General features: G+C 68.3%; 19 protein-coding genes. 14 read left to right on the top strand and 5 right to left on the bottom strand.

The genetic code is table 11. The annotated features are described in order from the left end of the window. Window positions 1-11 precede the first annotated feature (11 nt). The 4 genes from garD (at window position 12) to WJ12_RS32620 (ending at window position 3,329) form a co-directional block, all read left to right on the top strand. Window positions 12-1,565, top strand: coding sequence for a galactarate dehydratase (gene garD, locus WJ12_RS32635; RefSeq protein ID WP_049028983.1), 1,554 nt, complete (start codon window positions 12-14; stop codon window positions 1,563-1,565). Window positions 1,566-1,769: 204 nt separating this feature from the next. Then, window positions 1,770-2,162: a nuclear transport factor 2 family protein gene (locus WJ12_RS32630; RefSeq protein WP_034187819.1), complete on the top strand. Its 393-nt coding sequence runs from the start codon at window positions 1,770-1,772 to the stop codon at window positions 2,160-2,162. A gap of 79 nt (window positions 2,163-2,241) precedes the next feature. Next, the gene (locus WJ12_RS32625) at window positions 2,242-2,697 is read left to right on the top strand and encodes an RbsD/FucU family protein (protein WP_034187820.1); all 456 of its coding nucleotides are present in this window, start codon (window positions 2,242-2,244) and stop codon (window positions 2,695-2,697) included. A 194-nt stretch (window positions 2,698-2,891) separates the two neighbouring features. Beyond that, window positions 2,892-3,329 carry a DoxX family protein gene (locus WJ12_RS32620; RefSeq protein WP_049028982.1) on the top strand — a complete coding sequence of 146 codons (438 nt, stop codon included), beginning with the start codon at window positions 2,892-2,894 and terminating at the stop codon, window positions 3,327-3,329. A 118-nt stretch (window positions 3,330-3,447) separates the two neighbouring features. Here WJ12_RS32620 and WJ12_RS32615 read toward each other — a convergent pair whose 3' ends face one another. Both WJ12_RS32615 and WJ12_RS32610 read right to left on the bottom strand, forming a co-directional pair. Beyond that, window positions 3,448-4,758, bottom strand: coding sequence for an MFS transporter (locus tag WJ12_RS32615; RefSeq protein ID WP_034187822.1), 1,311 nt, complete (start codon window positions 4,756-4,758; stop codon window positions 3,448-3,450). A 321-nt stretch (window positions 4,759-5,079) separates the two neighbouring features. Continuing rightward, a complete protein-coding gene (locus WJ12_RS32610) occupies window positions 5,080-6,258 on the bottom strand; it encodes a branched-chain amino acid ABC transporter substrate-binding protein (RefSeq protein WP_059558927.1) in 1,179 nt (392 codons plus the stop codon). A 583-nt stretch (window positions 6,259-6,841) separates the two neighbouring features. Here WJ12_RS32610 and WJ12_RS32605 point away from each other — a divergent pair. After that, window positions 6,842-7,636 (top strand): AraC family transcriptional regulator, encoded by a 795-nt coding sequence (locus tag WJ12_RS32605; protein ID WP_049028981.1) that lies wholly within the window; start codon window positions 6,842-6,844, stop codon window positions 7,634-7,636. 96 nt (window positions 7,637-7,732) lie between these two features. On the opposite strand, the gene WJ12_RS32600 is transcribed toward WJ12_RS32605, so the two are convergent. Beyond that, entirely contained in the window at window positions 7,733-7,996 is a 264-nt protein-coding gene (locus WJ12_RS32600; RefSeq protein WP_006489463.1) for a hypothetical protein, read from the bottom strand. Window positions 7,997-8,240: 244 nt separating this feature from the next. Next, window positions 8,241-10,133, bottom strand: a complete 1,893-nt coding sequence (locus WJ12_RS32595) for a bifunctional sugar phosphate isomerase/epimerase/4-hydroxyphenylpyruvate dioxygenase family protein (protein ID WP_059558924.1) — start codon at window positions 10,131-10,133, stop codon at window positions 8,241-8,243. 256 nt (window positions 10,134-10,389) lie between these two features. Here WJ12_RS32595 and aroQ point away from each other — a divergent pair, with 256 nt between their 5' ends. From aroQ to WJ12_RS32580, 3 genes are read left to right on the top strand one after another with little or no spacing between them, the layout of a single operon-like run. After that, complete coding sequence (gene aroQ, locus WJ12_RS32590) at window positions 10,390-10,845, top strand: type II 3-dehydroquinate dehydratase (protein WP_059558922.1); 456 nt, start codon at window positions 10,390-10,392, stop codon at window positions 10,843-10,845. Then, window positions 10,842-11,711, top strand: coding sequence for a shikimate dehydrogenase (locus WJ12_RS32585; RefSeq protein WP_059558920.1), 870 nt, complete (start codon window positions 10,842-10,844; stop codon window positions 11,709-11,711). The genes aroQ and WJ12_RS32585 overlap by 4 nt, the downstream gene beginning before the upstream one ends. Before the next feature lie 32 nt (window positions 11,712-11,743). Continuing rightward, window positions 11,744-13,087 (top strand): MFS transporter, encoded by a 1,344-nt coding sequence (locus WJ12_RS32580; RefSeq protein WP_034187827.1) that lies wholly within the window; start codon window positions 11,744-11,746, stop codon window positions 13,085-13,087. A gap of 102 nt (window positions 13,088-13,189) precedes the next feature. Here WJ12_RS32580 and WJ12_RS32575 read toward each other — a convergent pair whose 3' ends face one another. After that, window positions 13,190-14,299, bottom strand: coding sequence for a 2-aminoethylphosphonate--pyruvate transaminase (locus WJ12_RS32575; protein ID WP_059558915.1), 1,110 nt, complete (start codon window positions 14,297-14,299; stop codon window positions 13,190-13,192). A 258-nt stretch (window positions 14,300-14,557) separates the two neighbouring features. Here WJ12_RS32575 and phnS point away from each other — a divergent pair, with 258 nt between their 5' ends. From phnS to phnY, 6 genes are read left to right on the top strand one after another with little or no spacing between them, the layout of a single operon-like run. Beyond that, on the top strand, window positions 14,558-15,649 hold the full coding sequence (phnS, locus tag WJ12_RS32570; protein ID WP_034187829.1) for a 2-aminoethylphosphonate ABC transporter substrate-binding protein: 1,092 nt from the start codon (window positions 14,558-14,560) through the stop codon (window positions 15,647-15,649). Between the two features lie 34 nt (window positions 15,650-15,683). Further along, window positions 15,684-16,787 (top strand): 2-aminoethylphosphonate ABC transport system ATP-binding subunit PhnT, encoded by a 1,104-nt coding sequence (gene phnT, locus WJ12_RS32565; RefSeq protein ID WP_049029895.1) that lies wholly within the window; start codon window positions 15,684-15,686, stop codon window positions 16,785-16,787. Continuing rightward, window positions 16,765-17,685 carry a 2-aminoethylphosphonate ABC transporter permease subunit gene (gene phnU, locus WJ12_RS32560; protein WP_049029894.1) on the top strand — a complete coding sequence of 307 codons (921 nt, stop codon included), beginning with the start codon at window positions 16,765-16,767 and terminating at the stop codon, window positions 17,683-17,685. The genes phnT and phnU overlap by 23 nt, the downstream gene beginning before the upstream one ends. Next, the gene (phnV, locus tag WJ12_RS32555; RefSeq protein WP_059558912.1) at window positions 17,675-18,529 is read left to right on the top strand and encodes a 2-aminoethylphosphonate ABC transport system, membrane component PhnV; all 855 of its coding nucleotides are present in this window, start codon (window positions 17,675-17,677) and stop codon (window positions 18,527-18,529) included. The genes phnU and phnV overlap by 11 nt, the downstream gene beginning before the upstream one ends. Then, window positions 18,526-19,833 carry a phosphonoacetate hydrolase gene (gene phnA / locus WJ12_RS32550; RefSeq protein WP_059558909.1) on the top strand — a complete coding sequence of 436 codons (1,308 nt, stop codon included), beginning with the start codon at window positions 18,526-18,528 and terminating at the stop codon, window positions 19,831-19,833. Before phnV ends, phnA begins: the two co-directional genes overlap by 4 nt. Further along, window positions 19,830-21,284, top strand: a complete 1,455-nt coding sequence (gene phnY, locus WJ12_RS32545) for a phosphonoacetaldehyde dehydrogenase (RefSeq protein WP_059558906.1) — start codon at window positions 19,830-19,832, stop codon at window positions 21,282-21,284. The genes phnA and phnY overlap by 4 nt, the downstream gene beginning before the upstream one ends. The last annotated feature ends 1 nt before the right edge of the window (window position 21,285 follow it).

The following is a 21,285-nucleotide window of genomic DNA, read 5'->3' as shown; positions in this document are numbered from 1 at the left end:
CAGGAATTGCAATGACTGCTTCTCCTCTCTACATCCGCGTGCATCCGGCCGACAACGTCGCGATCGTCGTCAACGACGGCGGCCTGCCCGAAGGCGCGACGTTCGCCGACGGGCTGACGCTGTGCGAAGGCGTGCCGCAGGGGCACAAGGTCGCGCTCGTCGATCTCGCGGCCGGCGATCCGGTCGTCCGCTACAACGTGGTGATCGGCTATGCGCTGACGGACCTGCGGCGCGGCAGCTGGGTCAACGAGCGCACGATGCGCATGCCCGAGCCGCCGGGGCTCGACGACCTGCCGCTCGCGACGCGTGCCGCGCCGCCGCTCGAGCCGCTCGAAGGCTATACGTTCGAGGGTTTCCGCAATGCCGACGGCTCGGTCGGCACGCGCAACATCCTGGCGATCACGACGACCGTGCAGTGCGTGTCGGGCGTCGTCGAGCATGCGGTGAAGCGGATCAAGGACGAACTGCTGCCGCGCTACCCGAACGTCGACGACGTGGTCGGGCTCGAACACACGTACGGCTGCGGCGTCGCGATCGACGCCCCCGACGCCGACATCCCGATCCGCACGCTGCGCAACATCAGCCTGAATCCGAATTTCGGCGGCGAAGTGATGACCGTGAGCCTCGGCTGCGAGAAGCTGCAGCCCGAGCGCCTGCTGCCGCCCGGCGCGATTCCGGTGACCGCCGACGGCACGGCCGGCAACGGCGGCGTCGTGTGCCTGCAGGACGCCGCGCACGTCGGCTTCAACTCGATGATCGACTCGATCATGAAGATGGCCGAAGCGCATCTCGAGCGGTTGAACCGCCGCCGCCGCGAGACGTGCCCGGCGTCGGATCTCGTCGTCGGCGTGCAGTGCGGCGGCAGCGACGCATTCTCGGGGCTCACCGCGAACCCGGCCGTGGGCTTCGCGGCCGACCTGCTGGTGCGCGCCGGCGCGACGATCATGTTCTCGGAAGTGACCGAAGTCCGCGACGGCGTCGCGCAGCTCACGTCGCGCGCGGCGAACGAAGCGGTGGCGCGCGAGATCATCCGCGAGATGGACTGGTACGACCGCTACCTGCAGCGCGGCCGCGTCGACCGCAGCGCGAACACGACGCCCGGCAACAAGAAGGGCGGCCTGTCGAACATCGTCGAGAAGGCGATGGGGTCGATCGTGAAGTCGGGCAGCGCGCCGATCGCCGGCGTCGTGCGTCCCGGCGATCGCGCGCGGCAGAAGGGGCTGCTGTACGCGGCGACGCCCGCGAGCGATTTCATCTGCGGCACGCTGCAGCTCGCGGCCGGGATGAACCTGCACATCTTCACGACCGGCCGCGGCACGCCGTACGGCCTCGCGCAGGTGCCGGTGATCAAGGTCGCGACGCGCAGCGATCTCGCGCGCCGCTGGCACGACCTGATGGATCTCGACGCGGGGCAGATCGCGACCGGCGCGGCGACGATCGAGGACACCGGCTGGGCGTTGTTCCGGCTGATGCTCGACGTCGCGAGCGGCAAGCGCCGCACGTGGGCCGAGCAGTGGAAGCTCGCGAATGCGCTGACGCTGTTCAATCCGGCGCCGGTGACCTGATGCGCGCGAACGTGGCGGCACGCCGACGCGGGCGCCTTCGGGCGCCCGTTTTCGTTGGGGGCCGCGCGGGCACGCCGGTCGCGGCCGGCGCGATTTCCTTACCTCCCGCGTAATCGACCGCCCGCGCGAGCCCGGCGACGATAGCGGCACGCGGACACGAAACGTTCGCGACATCGTCCCTTCATCGACACCAGGAGTCTTGCCATGAACACCGCCCGATCCGCTGCGTCCGTTCACACCGGCCTGATCGACCGCTACATCGACGCATGGAACGAACCCGACGTCGCACGCCGCCGCGCGCTGATCGATGCGACCTACGCGAGCGACGCGGCGTATCGCGATCCGCTGATGAGCGGCGACGGCCACGCCGGCATCGACACGATGATCGCGGCGGTGCAGGAACGCTTTCCCGCCTGCCGCTTCCGCCGCACGACCGACGTCGACGGCTTCGGCCGGCACCTGCGGTTCTCGTGGGCGCTCGTGTCGCCCGACGGCGCGGCGATCGTGAAGGGTTCGGACTTCGGCACCGTCGACGCGTCGGGCCGCCTCGCATCGGTCACGGGTTTCATCGACGAAATGCCGGCCGCGGCGTCGTAATGCGGGGGATGCATGCGCAGCGGCCGCCGGGATCGGGTAACGTTACGCGGTTCCTTCCCGATCCCGGAGACTAGCCGACATGCTGAAGAATCTCGACCCGCTGCTGCACGCCGACATCCTGCACACGCTGCGCGCGATGGGCCATGGTGACGAAATCGCGATCTGCGATGCGAATTTCCCGGCGGAATCCGTCGCCGAGCATACCGTGGTCGGCCGCGCGCTGCGGATCGACGGCGCCGATTCGGCGCGCGTCGTGCGCGCGGTGCTGTCGGTGCTGCCGCTCGATACGTTCGTCGACACGCCCGCGTGGCGGATGGAAGTCGTCGGCGACGCGGCCGCGGTGCCGCCCGTGCAGCGCGAAGTGCAGGCCGAGATCGACCGCGCGGAAGGGCGCGCGGTGCCGCTGACCGGCGTCGAGCGTTTCGCGTTCTACGAGCGCGCGCAGCAGACGTACGCGGTGATCGTCACCGGCGAGCTGCGCGGCTACGGCTGCTTCATCTTCAAGAAAGGCGTGCTGTTGAGCGACGCCGGCTAAACGCGTTTTTCGATGCGCCGGGCTGCCGGTGCCGCGGCCGCAGTGTAAAGATTTGCTACAACCTTTTTCTTGGACACCGCGGAAAGACCCTCTATGCTGGCCCATTTGCCGCGCGCCCCGCAGGGCCGCGCGGCGCTCCCGAGCCGCATGGGCGCGCCCGTGCGGACGGCCGAATTGCATACGAGGAGAAAGGCATGACGCGTTCCGTCGATTCCGGCGTCATTTTTTTCGCACGCCTGGCGCTGGCGGCGTTGTTTTTGTGGGGCGGCATCATGAAGCTGCTCGGCTACGGTGATTTCATCGCGTATCTGCATGCGATGAACGTGCCCTATCAACAGGTCGTCGCGCCGATCGTCGTCGCGATCGAGGGGCTCGGCGGCCTGCTGCTGATCGTCGGCTACAAGGTGCGGCCGCTCGCGCTGCTGATGGCGGTCTACACGATCGCGACCGCGATGGTCGGGCATAATTTCTGGGACGCGACGAATGCCGCCGTCCAGCACGACATGGTGATCCACTTCTGGAAGAACGTCGCGATCGCCGGCGGTTTCCTGCTGCTGTTCGTCACCGGCGCCGGTGGCGCGAGCATCGACGCGCTGCGCCGCCCGAGTTCGTCGTACGGCGTGCTGCGTTGAACTGAATCGATCCGCGGCGTCGCGCCGCACCAAGTCCGCACCAAGTCAAAAGGGCCGAATCCCGCACGTCGCGGGATTCGGCCCTTTCCGCATGAAACCGGCGCTTGCGCGCCGACGTTCAGCGCGCGTCCTTCACGTCCTTCGCATCCTTCGAGAACTGCACGGCGATCGCGCCGAGCACGCAGATCGCCGCGACGTACACGACCGGCGCGAGCGGGTTCGACTTCATCATCAGCGACACGATCACCGGCGTGAGGCCGCCGAAGATCGCGTACGCGACGTTGTACGAGAACGAGATGCCCGAGAAGCGCACGACGGCCGGGAAGCTCTTGACCATCACGAACGGCACCGCGCCGATCGTGCCGACCATGAAGCCCGCGATGCCGTAGTAGAGCGGCAGCGTTGACGTGTCGGCCGCGACCTGCGCGAACAGCAGGTAGTAGCACGCGGCCAGCCCGATGCCGCCGATCGCGAGCACGCGCTTCGCGCCGATCCAGCCCGCGAGCGACCCCGCGGTGATGCAGCCGGCCGTCAGGCACAGCGTCGCGACGCTGTTCGCGAACAGCGTCGTCGCGGGCGTCAGGTGGAACTGCTTCTGCAGCAGCGCGGGCGTCATCAGGATCACGACGACGATCGCGGCCGACAGCATCCACGTGAGCAGCATCGACACGATCACCGCGCGGCCGTGGTCGCGCAGCACGGCCTTCAGCGGAATCTCGGCCGCGAGCGCCTTTTTCGCCTTCATTTCGGCGAACACCGGCGTTTCGTGCAGCCAGCGGCGCAGGTACACGGAGAACAGCCCGAACACGCCGCCCAGCAGGAACGGAATGCGCCACGCGAACGCGGCGACTTCCGCCGTCGAGTAGCGGGTGTTGATGCCAGCCGCGACCAGCGAGCCGAGCAGGATGCCGGCCGTGAGGCCCGCGGTCAGCGTGCCGCACGCATAGCCGATGTGGCGCGACGGCACGTGCTCGGACACGAACACCCACGCGCCCGGCACTTCGCCGCCGACCGCCGCGCCCTGCAGCACGCGGAACAGCAGCAGCAACACCGGCGCGAGGATGCCGATCGTGTCGTAGGTCGGCAGCAGGCCCATCAGCAGCGTCGGCACCGACATCATCAGCACGCTCAGCGTGAACATCCGCTTGCGGCCGAACAGGTCGCCGAAGTGCGCCATGATCACGCCGCCGAGCGGGCGCGCGAGATAGCCGGCCGCGAAGATGCCGAACGTCTGCAACTGCCGCAGCCAGTCGGGAATGTCGTGCGGGAAGAAGAGCTGTCCTATCGCCGGCGCGAAGAACACGAAGATGATGAAGTCGTAGAACTCGAGGGCGCCGCCGAGTGCGGCAAGGCCAAGGGTCTTGTAGTCGCTGCGCGTGAGCGCGCGTTCGGCGGCGCGAGGCACGCCGCTCAATTCGGAAGCTTGCATGGTCAGGACGGTCGGTTTTCGAATGTTGTTGTCGGTGCTGCGTCTCCAGGGCCCGCTATCGGCATGGACTGACAAGGCGCGGCTGGCGTCGTCGAAGCGTGCCGCGTGCCGGGTAAGGCACGAAACACGTACCGCCGCACCGGGATGGGGCACGGCGGAGACGAGGCGTCAAAGCGGGTGGGGGGATTCTACAGGAGCGCGAAATGCCTGCACGCGGGCGCGCGTCGAGGGCGGCTTCGGGCCGTGCGGCCGAAGCGTGCGCGGCGCGCGCGGCGGGTGAGCCGCCGCGCCGCGCGGAAGGGAGCGTGCGTCTCGGCCGCTTCAGTTGCCGGCGATCGTATCGACCGGCTTGAACGTGCCGTGCTCGACCTTGTAGATCGTGACCGGCGCGTCCTTCAGGTCGCCCTTCGCGTCGTACGCGATGCTCGGGGCCGACACGCCCTTGACCGACACCTTGCCGAGATACGGCGTGTACACCTTCGGATCGGTCGAGTTCGCGTCCTTCATTGCGGTGAGCAGCGCGATCGTGCCGTCGTACGAGTAGGGCGAGTAGGTGATCACGTCTTCGTTGAAGCGTGCCTTGTAGCGTGTCGCGTAGCCCGAGAAGCCCGGCATCTTTTCCTTCGGCAGCCCGCCCATGTAGACGATCGCGCCTTCGGCCGCGTCGCCGCCGACCTTCAGGAACGTCGGCGAGCGCGACATCTCGCCCGTCACGAAGGCCGACTTCATCCCGAGCTGACGCATCTTGCGGATCATCGGCGACGATTGCGCGTCGCCGCCGCCGTAGAAGATCGCGTCGGGATTCATCCCCTTCAGGTTGGTCAGGATCGCGGAGAAATCGAGCGCCTTGTCGTTCGTGAAGTCGCGCTTGACGATCGTGCCGCCCGCCGCTTCCACGGCCTTCGCGAATTCGTCGGCGATGCCCTGGCCGTAGGCCGTGCGGTCGTCGATGATCGCGATGCGCTTGAAGCGCAGCGTCTTCACCGCGTAGGTGCCGACGATGCGGCCGGCCTGCGCGTCGCTCGTCAGCAGCCGGTAGGTCGTCTTGTAGCCGCGCGCCGTGTATTGCGGCGACGTCGCCATCGAGATCTGCGGCAGGCCCGCGCGATCGTACAGGTCGGAGGCCGGAATGCTGGTGCCCGAGTTGAAGTGGCCGATGATCCCGCGGACGTTGTCGTCGATCAGCCGCTGCGCGACGGTCGTGCCGGTGCGCGGGTCGGCCTGGTCGTCCTGCGAGTCGAGCTGGAACGTGACGGGCTTGCCGCCGATCGTCGGATGCGTCGCGTTGAAATCGGCGATCGCAAGCTGCACGCCTTTCTGCATGTCCGTGCCGTAATTCGACTGCGGGCCGGTCAGCGGTGCGGCGAAACCGATCTTGACGACGTCGGCGGCGCCGGCGTGCGCGCCCGACAGTGCGCAGGCGGCGGCCAGCGCGACGTGCGATACCTTCAGCTTCACTTTCACTTCCCCTTGATGGCGTGGTTGGGCCGCCGCCGGCATGCGTGCCGGCGCCGGTAAACCGGGCGAGACGGTTCGGTCGGCAGGCCGATGCGAGGGCCGTGCAGGCCTGCCGCGGGCTGCCCGTGCTGCCCGTGCTGTGCCGGAATCGGCGTGCGCGACGGTGGATGCGGCGGGCCGTGCGTGCCGATTGCCGCAGCGGCGGGATGTCGTCTCGTGACCGTGAAGCAAGTCTAGATAGCGAAAATGCGGGCGTCTTGCGCGTTCGATGCGTGACCGGCGACGATATCGGCATATCGTCGATAACCCTGATATATGCTGAAATCGTCATGGTGAATGCGCAAACGCGCCAAGACGCGGGCCGTCCGCATTTTTAGGATGGCGGTTCCGGGTATGCGTTGCCGCGGGTGTCGTACGGCATGCCGGCGGCACGGGAATCGTGATCGCGGCCGGTCGTGCACACCTGCCACAGTAGTTGCGTGCGCAACTTGTATCGCTGGCCGATAGCGCTCGACCGCGATGCGGCCGCCCGCCGCCAACCAGCCTGCCCCGCGCTCGGCGCGACGCGATCGAAGGGGCGCTTCTATAATCGACGCCATCTGCCACTCGCTTCGCGGTTGCCGGGATGACGACCTTGCTTGCCGTACCGCCCATGAGCCCGTCCGAAACGCTGCGCTACCAGCCCGACAACGCCGATCTCGGCGCGATGCTCGCGCACTTCCGCCTGCTCGAACCGGTGTTCGATGCGCTGCCGGACGTCGCGTTCTTCGTGAAGGACGCGAGCGGCCGTTACGCGATCGTCAATCGCACGCTGGCGATGCGCTGCGGCTACAAGGACAAGCGCGACCTGCTCGGCAAGACCGCCGACGAGGTGTTTCCGCGCCGCTTCGGCCGCAGCTATTTCGAGCAGGACATGGCGACGATCAACGCCGGCCAGCAACTGATGGACCAGCTCGAGCTGCACCTGTATCCGGGCCGCCAGCCGGGCTGGTGCCTGACCTGCAAGGAACCGCTGCGCGACGCCGCGGGCAGGGTGGTCGGCCTCGCGGGCATCTCGCGCGACCTGAAGGCGCACGAGGGATCGCACCCGGCGTACAGCCGGCTCGCCGACGTGGTCCAGCACATCCAGGATCACTACGTGCAGCCGCTGAACCTGAAGCAGCTCGCGCAGATGGCCGGGATGTCGGTCGCGCAGCTCGAACGCTACTTCCACAAGGTGTTCCACCTGACGCCGCGCCAGGTGCTGCTGAAGACGCGGCTCGATGCGGCCACCGCGCTGCTCGTCACGCACGACAAGGTCACCGACGTCGCCGCGCTATGCGGCTATACGGATCACAGCGCGTTCACGCGCCAGTTCAAGGCGACGGTCGGCGTCACGCCGACGGAATACCGGTTGATGCTGCAGGAGCGGGCGGGGTGACGCGATTCGCCGGCCGGGCCGGCGAATCGCAGGGATCGGGGTGTGGCGGGGAATGCGGGGGAAACGGAGAAACGGGGAAGCCGTGAGAACGGCCGCTCAGCGGTAGCCGAGCCCTTTCAGGACGGCCGTGCCGTCTTCGGTCAGCCGGAAGCTCGGGGCCGTATCGGGGTCGAGCTTGACCATCTCGACCAGGCCGGCTTCCTGCAGCGCAGGCAGTTCGGGTTTCGCGTTCGCGCCGATCGGTGCATGCAGCAGCACGAGCAGCGTCGCGATTTCATGATGACTGAGCAGGCGGCGCAGCATCGTCTTCTTTGCAGGGGGCGCGGCCGGGCGGCCCGCGGGTGCTTCTACGGCGCTCATCGCTTTCCTCCTTTTCGAGATAACCATCGGGTACTGGTTGCGGATGGTGCCGTCGAAGACTTAAGCGATTCTTAAAACCGGGGCGGCCGGCGGAATGCTGCACTGCGGTACGCGTTACGGGATGTAACGCTAAACGCGGCGCGGGCTCCGGCCCGATCGCGGTGAGCCGCGCGGGCGGGCTCGCGGTTCTCTGATTCACCACGATGGTGCGTGCCGGACGCGAGGCCCGATTCGCTTCCTTCCCTTATTTCCTGCGCTGGGCCTGCGCGGCGAGCCGCACGGCCGCGTTCGTCGCGCCGTAGCCGTCGTACCCGCCGCGCCGCTCGACGATTTCGAGCGAGAAGCGGTTGTCGACCAGTTCCGTATACGCGTGCAGGAATTCGCCGCCGTGCTCGTCGCGGTCGTACAGCAGGTGGTGCGCGCTCAGCGTGTCGATCAGTTCGTCCGGCAGCGCGTAGCGTGCGGCGAGATCGTCGTAGTAATTGGGCGGGATGCGCAGGAACGGCACGCCGTCGGCCGCGAACGCGGCGACCGTCTTCACGATGTCGTCGGTCCGGAACGCGACGTGGTTCAGCCCCGTGCCGTGGTAGCGGTCGAGCGATTCGGCGACGGCCGTATGACGGTCGACCGACGCATTCAGCGCGATCCGCACCGAGCCGTCGGCGCTGCGCACCGCGCGGCTGCGCATCAGTCCGTACGGGTCGGGGACGAGCCAGCTGCGCTCGGCCTCGAAGCCAAACGCCGTCTTGAAGAACAGGATCCACGTGTCGAGCGCGTCGGCCGGCAGCGCGAGGCACACGTGGTCGATCCCCGTCAGCGGGCCGACTTCGCTCGGGCCGTCGATGTCGGTCAGCACGAAGTCCGATTCGTACAGCGTCGGCGCGTTCGGTGCTTCGTCGACGAAATACTCGAGGCTGCCGTCGGGCGCCTGCACGCTCGGCAGCACGCGTTCGTTCGGCCCGACGCGGCCCGAGAACGGCGCATACCCGAAGCCGGCCGCGCGTTCGAACGCCACTTTCGCGTCGTCGACGCGGAACGCCGACGCGCACAGCGACAGCCCGTGCTGCTGGAAGAACGCATCGGCGAAGGAGTCGCGCTCGGCGTTCAGCACGATCGACGCGGCGCCGTGCTGGAACAGCGTCACGTCCTTCGAGCGATGCCGGCCGGCGAGCCGGAAGCGCATCCGGCCGAGCCATTCGCCGACGATCGCCGCCGCCGGTGCGTCGACCGCGAATTCGATGAACTGGAACCCGACGTGCGCGGGCGGCGCCGGCGGCGCGAACAGCGGCTGGCCGGCGGCCGGCGCGCGGCCGTCCTGCGCGAGCCGCGTGCGCGTCAGTTCTTCCAGATAGAGCAGCGAGCGATGGCCGTCGGCGGCCGTGATCGCGGTCGGCGCCGCGCGGAAGCCGTCGTTGAAGATCTCGAGCGACAGCGGCCCCGTATAACCCGACTCGATCACCCGCGCGGTGAAGCGCGCGAGGTCGAAGTCGCCCTGGCCGGGGAACGAGCGGAAGTGGCGGCTCCATTCGAGCACGTCCATCGCGAGCTTCGGTGCGTCGGCGATCTGCACGAACGCGATCCGGTCGCCCGGGATGTCGGCGATCCCGTCCAGCGAATCGTCGAGCGACAGCGTGTGAAAGCTGTCGAGCGCGAGGCCGAGGTGCGGGCTGTTCACCGCATTCACGAGTTTCCACGCATGGCCATAGCGCTTCACGACGCGGCCCCACGCGAGCGCTTCGTACGCGGCGACCACGCCGGCCTGCCGCGCGGCCTCGGCGAGCGCGCCGAGCTGGTCGACGAGCAGCCCGTCGTCCGCGATCGTGTCGGCCGACACGCTGCTGCAGACGAGGATCCGGTCGGTGCCGAGCGCATGCATCACGTCGAACTTGCGCTTGATCCGGTCGAGGTTGCGCGCGAGCTGGGCCGCGCTGACGCCCTCGAAGTCGCGAAACGGCTGGAACAGCACGATATCGAGACCGAGATCGGCGGCCATGCGCCGGACGTCGGCCGGCGATCCGTCGAAGTAGACGAGGTCGTTTTCGAAGATTTCGACGCCGTCGAAACCCGCGGCCTGGATGGCGGCGAGTTTCTCGGCGAGCGTGCCGGACAGTGACACGGTGGCGATCGAGCGCTGCATGGCGATTCCTGCGGATGAACGGGGCATGGCGCCGGCCGAACCGGCCCTGAATGAACCAGTCGTTGAGTTCCCGATGGGCGCCATATCCCGAATTTACTGGGCTAGTGGTCCGTATTGTACAAACTAACTAGGTGGTACAAATTAGCGAAAACCCGAAAAGACAGCGCGCTTTCACGGGCGCACACTAGCGCCAAATTCCGATGTCTTCGGGGCGGTGCCGGTCGTGGTCCGTCCCTGTTTCAGGAGCAGAAATCACATGAGCAAGCCCAAGGTATTGGTGCTGAACGGCCCGAACCTGAACCTGCTGGGGACGCGCGAGCCCCATATCTACGGCGCGGAAACGCTCGCCGACGTCGAGCAGCGCTGCCGTGCGGCAGCCGAGGCGCTCGGGCTGGAGATCGAGTTCCGCCAGTCGAACGCCGAGCATCAGCTGATCGACTGGCTGCATGCCGCGCGGGTCGACACGGACGGCATCGTGATCAACCCGGCGGCCTATACGCACACGTCGGTCGCGCTGGCCGACGCGCTTTCCGCGATCGCGAAACCGGTGATCGAAGTGCATATCTCGAACGTGCATCGCCGCGAGGCGTTCCGCCACCATTCGTATGTGTCGGCCGTCGCCGAAGCCGTGATCTGCGGCTGCGGCACCGAAGGCTACGTGTTCGCGCTGCAGCGCTTCGCGACGCTGTTCGCGCAGGGAGCCGCACGATGAGCCGCCCGTCGTTTCTGATCGGCCTGATCGGCCAGGGCATCGGCGGGTCGCTGTCGCCCGCGATGCATGAGGAAGAAGGCTTCCGCCAGGGCTTCGGCTACGTCTACCGGCGCATCGATCTCGACGTGCTCGGCGTGACCGCCGACGCGCTGCCGGAACTGCTCGATGCCGCGCAGCGGATGGGCTACAACGGACTGAACATCACGCACCCGTGCAAGCAGCGCGTGATCGAACACCTCGACGCGCTGTCGGACGACGCGCGCGCGCTCGGCGCGGTGAATACCGTGCTGTTCAAGGACGGCAAGCGGATCGGCCACAACACCGACTGGTCGGGCTTCGCGAAATCGTTCCGCCGCGGGCTGCCCGGCGCGAAGCTCGATCGCGTCGTCCAGCTCGGCGCGGGCGGTGCCGGTGCGGCCGTGGCGCACGCGGCGCTGCAGATGGGCGCGGCCGAACTGACGATTTTCGATGTCGACGGCACGCGCGCCGCCGCGCTCGCGGGCGAACTGCAGCAGCGCTTCCCCGCCGTGCGCGTCGTGGCGGGCGGCGCGCCGTCCGGCGACGAACTCGCGGCCGCGATGCGCGCCGCGACGGGCCTGATCCACGCCACGCCGACCGGCATGGCCAAGCATCCGGGCTTGCCGCTGCCGGCCGAGCTGCTCCACGCGGGCATGTGGGTGGCCGACATCGTGTACTTCCCGCTCGAAACCGAACTGATCCACGCCGCGCGTGCAGCTGGCTGCGCCACGCTGCCCGGCGGCGGAATGGCCGTCTACCAGGCCGTCGACGCGTTCGAGATCTTTACCGGACGCACGCCCGACGCCGAGCGAATGTTCGATCACTTTCAGTCGCTCGTCGCGCGCTGACCCCTCACAAAACGAGAAACCAGGAGACAACCATGCAGCACACCACTCACACGAGTGCCGCGCCGGCGCAGGCGGCCGGCACGGTCCGGCGTACGTCCGCGCGCTACAAGATCCTCGCGTTGCTCGCGATCGGCACGATGATCAACTATCTCGACCGTACCGTGCTGGGGGTGGCTGCGCCGCAGCTCACCAAGGAGCTCGGCATCAATGCGGCCGTGATGGGCATCATGTTCTCCGCGTTCTCGTGGACCTATGTCGCGATGCAGGTTCCCGGCGGCCTGTTCCTCGACCGCTTCGGCAGCAAGATCACCTATTACTGGTCGATGACGCTGTGGTCGCTGTGCACGCTCCTGCAGGGCTTCGTGCCGGGCGTCGCGACGCTGCTCGCCTGCCGGCTCGGTCTCGGCGTGACGGAAGCGCCGTGCTTCCCGACCAACAGCCGCGTCGTCGCGACGTGGTTCCCGCAGAACGAGCGCGCGATGGCGACGGGCACCTATACCGTCGGCGAGTACATCGGCCTCGCGTTCTTCAGCCCCGTGCTGTTCGCGCTGATGGGCGCGTTCGGCTGGCGCTCGCTGTTCTGGGTCGTCGGCGCGGTCGGCATTGCCTTCGGCCTCGTCTGGTGGAAGTTCTATCACGAGCCGCGCAACCATCCGGGCGCGAATGCGGCGGAACTGGCCTATATCGAGGCCGGCGGCGGCCTCGTGCACGGTACGCGCAAGGCCGGCGACAAGGACGGCAAGGCCGCGCAGACGAAGTTCAGCTGGTCGATGGCCGGCAAGTTGCTGAAGAAGCGCCAGCTCGCGGGCATCTGCCTCGGCCAGTTCGCCGGCAACTCGACGCTCGTGTTCTTCCTGACCTGGTTCCCGACCTACCTCGCCACCGAGCGTCACATGGGCTGGCTGAAGATCGGCTTCTTCGCGGTGATGCCGTTCATCGCCGCATCGGTCGGCGTGATGTTCGGCGGGATCTTCTCCGACTGGCTGCTGCGCCGCGGCAAGTCCGCGAACCTCGCGCGCAAGCTGCCGATCATCGCGGGCCTGCTGCTCGCGTCGACGATCATTCTCGCGAACTACGTGAAGAGCAACGAGGCCGTGATCGCGATCATGTCGGTCGCCTTCTTCGCGCAGGGGATGGCCGCGCTCGGCTGGACGCTCGTGTCGGACATCGCGCCGGACGGCCTGCTCGGCGTGACGGGCGGCATCTTCAACTTCGCGGCGAACCTCGCGGGCATCATCACGCCGCTGGTCGTCGGCTTCATCGTCGCGACGACCGGCTCGTTCGTCGGCGCGCTCGTGTTCATCGGCGTGATCGCGCTGGTCGGTGCGCTGTCGTACATCTTCGTCGTCGGCGACATCAAGCGGATCGAGCTGTAAGTACCGGCTCCACGCACATCCGGTGCGTTAGCCCGGCGGCCCACCGGCCGCCGGGCTTTTTTGCGTGCGGCGCCGGCGGGCGTGCCGGCCGGCGCACCGCGCTCAGGCGCGCTGCAGGGCGATGCCGAGCGATTCGACGGCTTGCGCGATCGCCGCGACCGCGCGCCGGATATCGCCCGAGTCGATCGCGCCGATGCAGCCGACGCGGAACGTCTCGCGCTGCGTGAGCTTGCCCGGATACAGGATGAAGCCCGCGTCGCGCACTGCGTCGTAGAAGCGGCGGAAATCGTAGGCCGGATGGTCGGGGGCGTGGAACGTGACGATCACCGGCGCCTGCACGCGCGCGTCGAGGAACGGCACGAAGCCGAGCGCGCGCATCGATTCGACCAGCGTCCGGCAGTTGTCCGCGTAGCGTGCGCCGCGCGCCGGCTGGCCGCCTTCGGCGAGGTACTGGTCGAGCGCGGCGCGCAGCGCGGCAATCACGTGCGTCGGCGGTGTGAAGCGCCACTGGCCCGTCTTGCGCAGGTACGCGTACTGGTCGTGGAGGTCGAGCGCGAGCGACGGCGAGTTGCCTTCGCATGCGTCGAGCGCGTCGCGCCGCACGATCGCGAATCCCATCCCCGGCACCCCTTCGAGGCATTTGCCGCTTGCCGAGACCAGTGCGTCGATGCCGCTGTCCGCCAGCGCGATCGGCAATGCGCCGAACGAACTCATCGCATCGACGATCAGCCGCTTGCCGTGCCGCCGGCACACGGCGGCGATCGCATCGAGCGGATTCAGGATCCCGGCGCTCGTTTCCAGATGCACGAGCGCGACGTGCGTGATGCGCGGCGCGCGCGCGAACGCGGCCTCGACCGCGGCCGCGTCGACGGCCGCGTCCTCGCCGAACGGCAACGCGATCGCGTCGATGCCGAGCCGGCCGAGGATCTTCAGGATCCGCGCGCAATACGCGCCGTTGTCGGGCACGAGCACGACGCCGTCGCGCGGCACCAGCGTGCCGAGCGCGGCCTCGACCGAGAACGTGCCGCTGCCCTGCATCGGCACGCACACGTACGCGTCGCCGCCTTGCGCGATCGCGACGAGGTCGGCCCAGACGCTGGCCGTCAGCCGATTGAAAGCGGCGTCCCACGAGCCCCAGTCATGTTGCATTGCGTGGCGTGTCGTGGCGGACGTGGTGAGCGGGCCGGGCGTAAGCAGAATCGGATCGGACATGGTTTTTCTCCAGCGGCAGTCGAACGAAATGCCGGGCGGCATTTCTGAATGACTTGCATGATATTGGCAAAATGTGTCATTTTTTGGAAATTGTGGCATTCGTCACGGGTTTGTCATCGAACGCTGTGATCCTTCGGTTGCCGCGCGCAACCCACCGCAGCGCGGCGGCGCGGCAGGCCGTCGGTCGGCCAGCCCGGAGATAACAGGAGAGCCGGATCGTGCCCCGGCCGTTTGGTGTTCCGCCTACGGAGAAGTGAGATGACACTGCAGAAACCCTCGCGCGCCCCTGCCGGCGTGTTCCGCAAGCTCGCGCTGGCCGCCTGCGCCGCCGGTCTGCTGCAAGGCGCCGCGATGCCGGCGCAGGCGGCCAACGCGGTCGTGCTGTACACGGCGGACGGCCTCGAGAACCTCTATCGCGACGTGCTGCCGGCCTTCGAGAAGAAGGAAGGCGTCAAGGTCAACATCGTGACGGCGGGCAGCGGCGAGGTCGTGAACCGCGCGAACATCGAGAAGAATTCCCCGAAGGCCGACGTGATCGTCACGCTGCCGCCGTTCATCCAGCAGGCCGGCCAGATGGGCCTGCTGCAGGCGTACCAGAGCGTGAACTACAAGAACGTGCCGGCCATCGCGAAGGCCGAGGACGGCACGTGGGCGACGTTCGTGAACAACTACTTCTCGTTCGCGATCAACCCGGACGTCGTGAAGAACCAGCCGAAGACGTTCGCCGACCTGCTGTCGCCGGCCTACGCGGGCAAGGTCGCGTACTCGAACCCGGCCACGGCCGGCGACGGGATGGCCGTGCTGATCCTGACGACGTCGCTGATGGGCGAGGACAAGGCATTCGACTACCTCGCGAAGCTGTCGCAGAGCGTGAAGTTCCATACGAAGGGCACGGGCTATCTGAACGTGCTGCTGTCGCGCAACGAGATCAGCGTCGCGAACGGCGACCTGCAGATGGACCTCGACGACGCCGAACACGGCGCGCTGTCCGTCAAGCCGATCTTCCTGGCCGCGAAGGACGGCGACCAGCCGACCACGTTCCAGCTCCCGTACGGCATCGGCCTGATCAAGAGCGGCCCGAACCAGGATGCCGGCAAGAAGCTGATCGACTACCTGATGTCGACGGACGTGCAGTCGAAGGTGCCGGACATGTACGGCATCCCGGGCCGCACGGACGTGCCGCTGGCCGGCAAGAACGGCGAAGCGGTCAAGAAGGCGATCGCGGGCGTGAAGCTGATCCCGGTCGACTGGACCCAGGTGATGGCGAAGAAGCCGGTGTGGATCGAGCGCTGGAAGAAGGACGTGATCGGCAGCTCGGGCAAGCCGCTCGACGTCGTCAAGCCGAAGTGATCGGCGCACGCCGCCCGTATTAGCGAGCAAGAGGATGAACCCGGTGGAAACCGCCCTGACCCATCCCGGCGCATTCGGCGCCGCCGAACCGCGCGCGACGCTGCGGTCCGGCGCGCCGGGCGGCGTGCAGATCGAACACCTGAGCGTGCGCTACGGCGCACGCACGGTGCTGGAGGATCTGTCGCTGTCGATCGGTGCCGGCGAATTTCTGACCGTGCTCGGCAAGAGCGGCTGCGGCAAGACCACGCTGCTGCGCTTCATCGCCGGGTTCGTGAAGGCCGATGGCCTGACCGGCACGCTGACCGTGGCCGGACGCGATCTGACCTATGCGCCGCCGCACAAGCGCAATCTCGGTCTGCTGTTCCAGAATTACGCGCTGTTCCCGCACCTGTCGGTGTTCGAGAACGTCGCATTCGGGCTGCGCGCACGCGGCATGGCGTCGTCGGAAGTGACGCGCCGCGTTGCCGACGCGCTGAAGCTCGTGCAGCTCGGCGATGCCGGCCATCATCTGCCGGCGCAGTTGTCGGGCGGGATGCAGCAGCGCGTCGCGCTGGCGCGCGCGCTCGTGATCGAGCCGGACGTGCTGCTGCTCGACGAGCCGTTGTCGGCGCTCGACGCCAACCTGCGCGCATCGGTGCGCAGCGAACTGAAGGCGCTGCACGAGCGCCTGCCGAACCTGACCGTCGTCTGCGTGACGCACGACCGCGACGACGCGCTCGTGCTGTCCGACCGCGCGCTTCTGATGCGCGACGGCCGCATCGCGCAGCTCGGCACGCCGCAGCAGCTGTACGACGCGCCGCGGGACGGCTACGTCGCCCGCTATCTCGGCCCGGCGAACCTGCTGCCGCCGCACGTGATCTTCCCGCTCGGCGATCCGCGCCACGAAGTGCGCGGCAAGGTCGCCTGCGTGCGCCCCGAGCGCCTGACCGTGATGCCGCCCGCCGCGGGCGGCCTGCACGGCACGGTGTCGTCCGTCGAATGGCAGGGCGCGGACCTGTCGATCGCGGTCGTGATCGACGCGGCGCCCGACGAGCCCGTGCGCGTCACGATGCAACGCGGCCGCGGCGCGGCCCCCGAGCGCGGTGCGCGCGTGTCCCTGCATTGCGAGGCAGACGATGTCGTCCTTATCGAGCCCTGAAGCCGGCCTGCCGCCGCACGTGCTCGCGTCGGCCGCCGCGCATGCCGCCGCCGCGCGGCGCCGCAAGCGCAGGGGCGACCTGCACCTGGCCGCGCTCGCCATCGTCGTGCTCGGCCCGCTCGTCGTCTATCCGCTGGTGCGGCTCGTGCTGCTGAGCCTGTCGGGCGATCACGGGCTGAGTTTCGCCGCGTACCGGACCTTCTTCGGCAATCCCGATACGCGCGGCGTGCTGCTGACGACGCTCGGCGTGCTGTTCGCGAGCGCCGGCACCGCATCGGTGCTCGGCGTGCTGCTGGCCGCGCTGCTGTTCTTCAAGCCGTTCCCGGGCGCGTCGCTCGTCACGCGCTTCCTGGAGTTGTACGTCGCGTTCCCGTCGTTTCTCGTCGCGTTCACGCTGATCTTCCTGTACGGCTCGCAAGGGTCGATCAGCATCGCGCTGCAGCACCTGTTCCATCTCGAGACCCCGCCGCTCGATTTCCTGTTCGGCATCGGCGGCGTGATTCTCGCGCAGACCGTGTTTTACACGCCGTTCGTCGTACGGCCGACGCTCGCGTCGTTCGCGACGCTCGACCTGCGTCTGATCGAGGCCGCGCGCAGCCTTGGCGCGCCCGGCTGGATGCTCGCGCGTCGCGTCGTGCTGCCGATCGCGTGGCCGGGCATTGCCGCCGGCACGGTGCTGTGCTTCCTGCTGACGCTGAACGAGTTCGGCATTCTGCTCGTGCTCGGCAGCGCGCGGCTCGTCACGCTGCCGGTCGCGATCTACAGCAGCGCGACCGTCGATCTCGACCTGCCGACCGCATCGGCCGGCGCGGTCGTGATGCTGGCGTTGTCGCTGGCGCTGTACGCGGTTTATCGCCGGGTGAACCGGCGTGCGACGGGAGGGAACGATGTCCGCTGAATTTCGTATCGGGCAAGCCGTGCCGCGCCACCGGATCGGCCGGAGCGACGCGCTGCTCAAGCATGCGACGCGCGCCGCGCTCGCCGCGTTCGCGTGCTTCTGGCTGTTCGTGCTGCCGGTCGTCGTCGTCGCGCTGTCGAGCGTGTCGACGCAATGGTCGGGCACGATCCTGCCGGCCGGCTACAGCCTGCGCTGGTTCGAGCGGCTCGGGTCGCCGGAATACGACGCGCTGCTGACGAGCCTCGAAATCGGCTTCGGCGTGTCGGCGATCGGCACGATCCTCGGGCTGTGGCTCGCGCTTGCGCTCGAAGGGCGCGACCGGCGCGGCCTCGGCGCGGTGGTCGACGCGCTCGTGATGGTGCCGAACGGCGTGCCGAGCGTCGTGCTCGGGCTCGCGGTGCTGATCGCGTATCACCAGAAGCCGCTCGACCTGTCGAGCTCGGCGGCGATCGTCGTGCTCGTGCAGCTCGCGCTGATCTTGCCGTTCTGCTATCGCTGCGCGGCCGCCGCGCTGCGTCCGGAGTTGACCGTGCTGCGCGAAGCCGCCTCGAGCCTCGGTGCGCCGCCCGCGATGGTGCTGCGCCGCGTGCTGCTGCCGCAGCTCGTGCCGGCGCTGCGCGCGAGCCTCGCGCTCGGCTTCGCCCTGTCGCTCGGCGAGCTCGGCGCGACGCTGACGGTCTATCCGCCCGGCTTCGCGACCGTGCCGATCGTCGTGATCGGGCAGGTCGAGCGCGGTTACTACCTGCCGGCCTCGGCGCTGTCGTTGCTGATGCTCGGCGCGTCGCTCGCGGCGCTGCTGCTGATCGCGGCGCGGGTGCCGCGCGGCACGCGGGCGGCATCATGAACGCCGCGTTCGCATTGCGCCATCCCGGTGACGCGTCGGCGGCCGGTGCATCGACGGATCTCGCGGGCCGCTCGGTCGACGTCAACGGCCGGCGCTACCGGTTGCCGGTCGAGCCGACCGTCGTCGTCTGCGTCGACGGCTGCGAGTACGACTATCTCGAAAAGGCGGTGGACGCGGGCGTCGCGCCGTTCATCGGCCGGATGATCGCGGAAGGCACGGCCTGGCGCGGCGATTGCGTCGTGCCGACCTTCACCAACCCGAACAACCTGTCGATCGTCTGCGGCGTGCCGCCGTCGGTCCACGGGATCTGCGGCAACTATTTCTGGGATCCGGCCGCCGACGGCGGGCGCGGTGCCGAAGTGATGATGAACGACCCGGCCTACCTGCGGGCCGGCACACTGCTCGCGGCGGCGTCCGACGCCGGCGCGCGGGTGGCCGTCGTGACGGCGAAGGACAAGCTGCGCCGGCTGCTCGGCTGGCAGATGCACGGCATCTGCTTTTCCGCCGAGAAGGCCGCGCAGGCGAATCTCGCGGAAAACGGCATCGTCGACGTGCTCGACTGGGTCGGCCTGCCGTCGCCGGACGTCTACAGCGCGGCGTTGTCCGAATTCGTGTTCGCGGCCGGCGTGCGGCTCGCGCAGACGCGGCAGGTCGACCTGATGTACCTGTCGACCACCGACTACGTGCAGCACAAGTGCGAGCCGGGCAGCGCGGGTGCGAACGCGTTCTACGCGATGATGGACGGTTACCTCGCGCAACTCGACGCGCTCGGCTGGGCGATCGGGCTCACGGCCGACCACGGGATGAACGCGAAGCACGACCCGGCGACCGGCCGGCCGAACGTCATCTATCTTCAGGATGCGTTCGACGGCTGGTACGGCGCGCAGTCCGCACGCGTGATCCTGCCGATCACCGATCCGTACGTCGTGCATCACGGCGCGCTCGGCTCGTTCGCGACGATCTATCTCGCGCCGGATGTCGACCGCGCCGAGGCGATGTGGCGCGTCGGCGGCCTCGACGGTGTCGAGCTCGTGCTCGACAACGCGGAAGCCGCCGCACGATTCGAACTGCCGGCCGACCGGATCGGCGATCTCGTCGTGATCGGCCGCCGCGACATGACGCTCGGCACGCGCGCGCGCGAACACGACCTGTCGGGCCTCACCGTGCCGCTGCGTTCGCACGGCGGCGTGTCGGAGCAGGAAGTGCCGTTGCTGTTCAATCGGCGTATCGAGCGGGACGATCCCGCGCGTCGCCCGCGCAATTTCGACGTGTTCGATTTCGTGCTGAACCGGGTCGCGACATGATGGCGCATCCCCGACACGATCACCCGGCGTTTCGCGCGGAGGCGCTGCGCTGGTGCGGTACGCGCGCGATGCGCGAGCGTACGCTCGACGTGACGGACCCGTATACGGGCATGCGCGTCGGCACCGCGCCGCTCGCGAGCGGCGACGACGTGCGCGCGGCGTTCGATTACGCGCTGGCCTATCGGCCGAAGCTCACGCGCTACGAGCGTTCGCAGATTCTCGAACGGGCAGCCGCGCTGCTGCGCGAGCGCACCGAGGAAGCCTCCGATCTGATCACGCTCGAATCGGGGTTGTCGAAGCAGGATTCCCGCTACGAGATCGGCCGCGTCGCCGATGTGCTGAAGTTCGCGGCGGTCGAGGCATTGCGCGACGATGCGCAGAGCTTCTCCTGCGACCTGACGCCTCACGGCAAGGCGCGCCGCGTGTTCTCGCAGCGGCAGCCGCTCGACGGCGTGATCGTCGCGATCACGCCGTTCAATCATCCGATGAACCAGGTCGCGCACAAGATCGCGCCGGCGATCGCGACCAACAACCGCGTGATCGTGAAGCCGTCGGAGAAGGTGCCGCTGTCGGCGTTCTATCTGGCCGACCTGCTGTACGAAGCCGGGTTGCCGGCGCCGATGCTGCAGGTGCTGACCGGCGACCCGGCCGAGATCGCGGACGGGCTCGTCACGCATCCGCATGCGTCGCTGATCACGTTCACGGGCGGCGTGGCGATCGGCAAGGCGATTGCCGCGCGGGCCGGCTACCGGCGCATCGTGCTGGAGCTGGGCGGCAACGATCCGCTGATCGTGCTTGAAGACGCCGATCTCGAGCGCGCGGCGTCGCTGGCGGTGCTGGGTTCGTACCGGAATTCGGGTCAGCGCTGCACGGCCGTCAAGCGGATGCTGGTACAGCGTTCGATCGCGCCCGCGTTCACCGAATTGCTGGTCGAGAAGACGCGCGCATGGACGTACGGCGACCCGTTCGATCCCGCGAACGAAATGGGCACGGTGATCGACGAGGCGGCGGCGCGCCTGTTCGAGGCGCGCGTGGAAGAGGCGGTCGCGCAGGGCGCGCGCCTGCTGACCGGCAACGTGCGGCGCGGCGCGCTGTATGCGCCGACCGTGCTCGACAACGTCGATCCGTCGATGACGATCGTGCGCGAGGAGACCTTCGGGCCCGTATCGCCGGTGATCACGTTCGATACGATCGACGACGCGATCCGGATCAGCAACGGAACGGCGTTCGGGTTGTCGTCGGGGGTGTGTACCGACAGCACGGCGGCCGTCGTGCGGCTCGTGAACGAACTGAACGTCGGCACGGTGAATGTGTGGGAGGTGCCCGGATACCGGATCGAGCTGTCGCCGTTCGGCGGCATCAAGGATTCGGGGCTCGGTTACAAGGAAGGCGTCCAGGAGGCGATGAAGAGCTTCACGAACCTGAAGACGTTTTCGCTGCCTTGGGAGTAAG

This window comes from Burkholderia seminalis (assembly GCF_001718535.1).
Lineage (GTDB): Bacteria > Pseudomonadota > Gammaproteobacteria > Burkholderiales > Burkholderiaceae > Burkholderia > Burkholderia seminalis.
The sequence above is the reverse complement of the archived record's forward strand: the minus strand, read 5'-3'. Positions and strand labels throughout refer to the sequence as shown.

Coding starts and splice junctions, on each gene's coding strand:
- garD (WP_049028983.1), top strand. CDS start 12: ATGACTGCTTCTCCTCTCTACATCCGCGTGCATCCGGCCGACAACGTC.
- WJ12_RS32630 (WP_034187819.1), top strand. CDS start 1,770: ATGAACACCGCCCGATCCGCTGCGTCCGTTCACACCGGCCTGATCGAC.
- WJ12_RS32625 (WP_034187820.1), top strand. CDS start 2,242: ATGCTGAAGAATCTCGACCCGCTGCTGCACGCCGACATCCTGCACACG.
- WJ12_RS32620 (WP_049028982.1), top strand. CDS start 2,892: ATGACGCGTTCCGTCGATTCCGGCGTCATTTTTTTCGCACGCCTGGCG.
- WJ12_RS32615 (WP_034187822.1), bottom strand. CDS start 4,758: ATGCAAGCTTCCGAATTGAGCGGCGTGCCTCGCGCCGCCGAACGCGCG.
- WJ12_RS32610 (WP_059558927.1), bottom strand. CDS start 6,258: ATGCCGGCGGCGGCCCAACCACGCCATCAAGGGGAAGTGAAAGTGAAG.
- WJ12_RS32605 (WP_049028981.1), top strand. CDS start 6,842: ATGACGACCTTGCTTGCCGTACCGCCCATGAGCCCGTCCGAAACGCTG.
- WJ12_RS32600 (WP_006489463.1), bottom strand. CDS start 7,996: ATGAGCGCCGTAGAAGCACCCGCGGGCCGCCCGGCCGCGCCCCCTGCA.
- WJ12_RS32595 (WP_059558924.1), bottom strand. CDS start 10,133: ATGCAGCGCTCGATCGCCACCGTGTCACTGTCCGGCACGCTCGCCGAG.
- aroQ (WP_059558922.1), top strand. CDS start 10,390: ATGAGCAAGCCCAAGGTATTGGTGCTGAACGGCCCGAACCTGAACCTG.
- WJ12_RS32585 (WP_059558920.1), top strand. CDS start 10,842: ATGAGCCGCCCGTCGTTTCTGATCGGCCTGATCGGCCAGGGCATCGGC.
- WJ12_RS32580 (WP_034187827.1), top strand. CDS start 11,744: ATGCAGCACACCACTCACACGAGTGCCGCGCCGGCGCAGGCGGCCGGC.
- WJ12_RS32575 (WP_059558915.1), bottom strand. CDS start 14,299: ATGTCCGATCCGATTCTGCTTACGCCCGGCCCGCTCACCACGTCCGCC.
- phnS (WP_034187829.1), top strand. CDS start 14,558: ATGACACTGCAGAAACCCTCGCGCGCCCCTGCCGGCGTGTTCCGCAAG.
- phnT (WP_049029895.1), top strand. CDS start 15,684: ATGAACCCGGTGGAAACCGCCCTGACCCATCCCGGCGCATTCGGCGCC.
- phnU (WP_049029894.1), top strand. CDS start 16,765: ATGTCGTCCTTATCGAGCCCTGAAGCCGGCCTGCCGCCGCACGTGCTC.
- phnV (WP_059558912.1), top strand. CDS start 17,675: ATGTCCGCTGAATTTCGTATCGGGCAAGCCGTGCCGCGCCACCGGATC.
- phnA (WP_059558909.1), top strand. CDS start 18,526: ATGAACGCCGCGTTCGCATTGCGCCATCCCGGTGACGCGTCGGCGGCC.
- phnY (WP_059558906.1), top strand. CDS start 19,830: ATGATGGCGCATCCCCGACACGATCACCCGGCGTTTCGCGCGGAGGCG.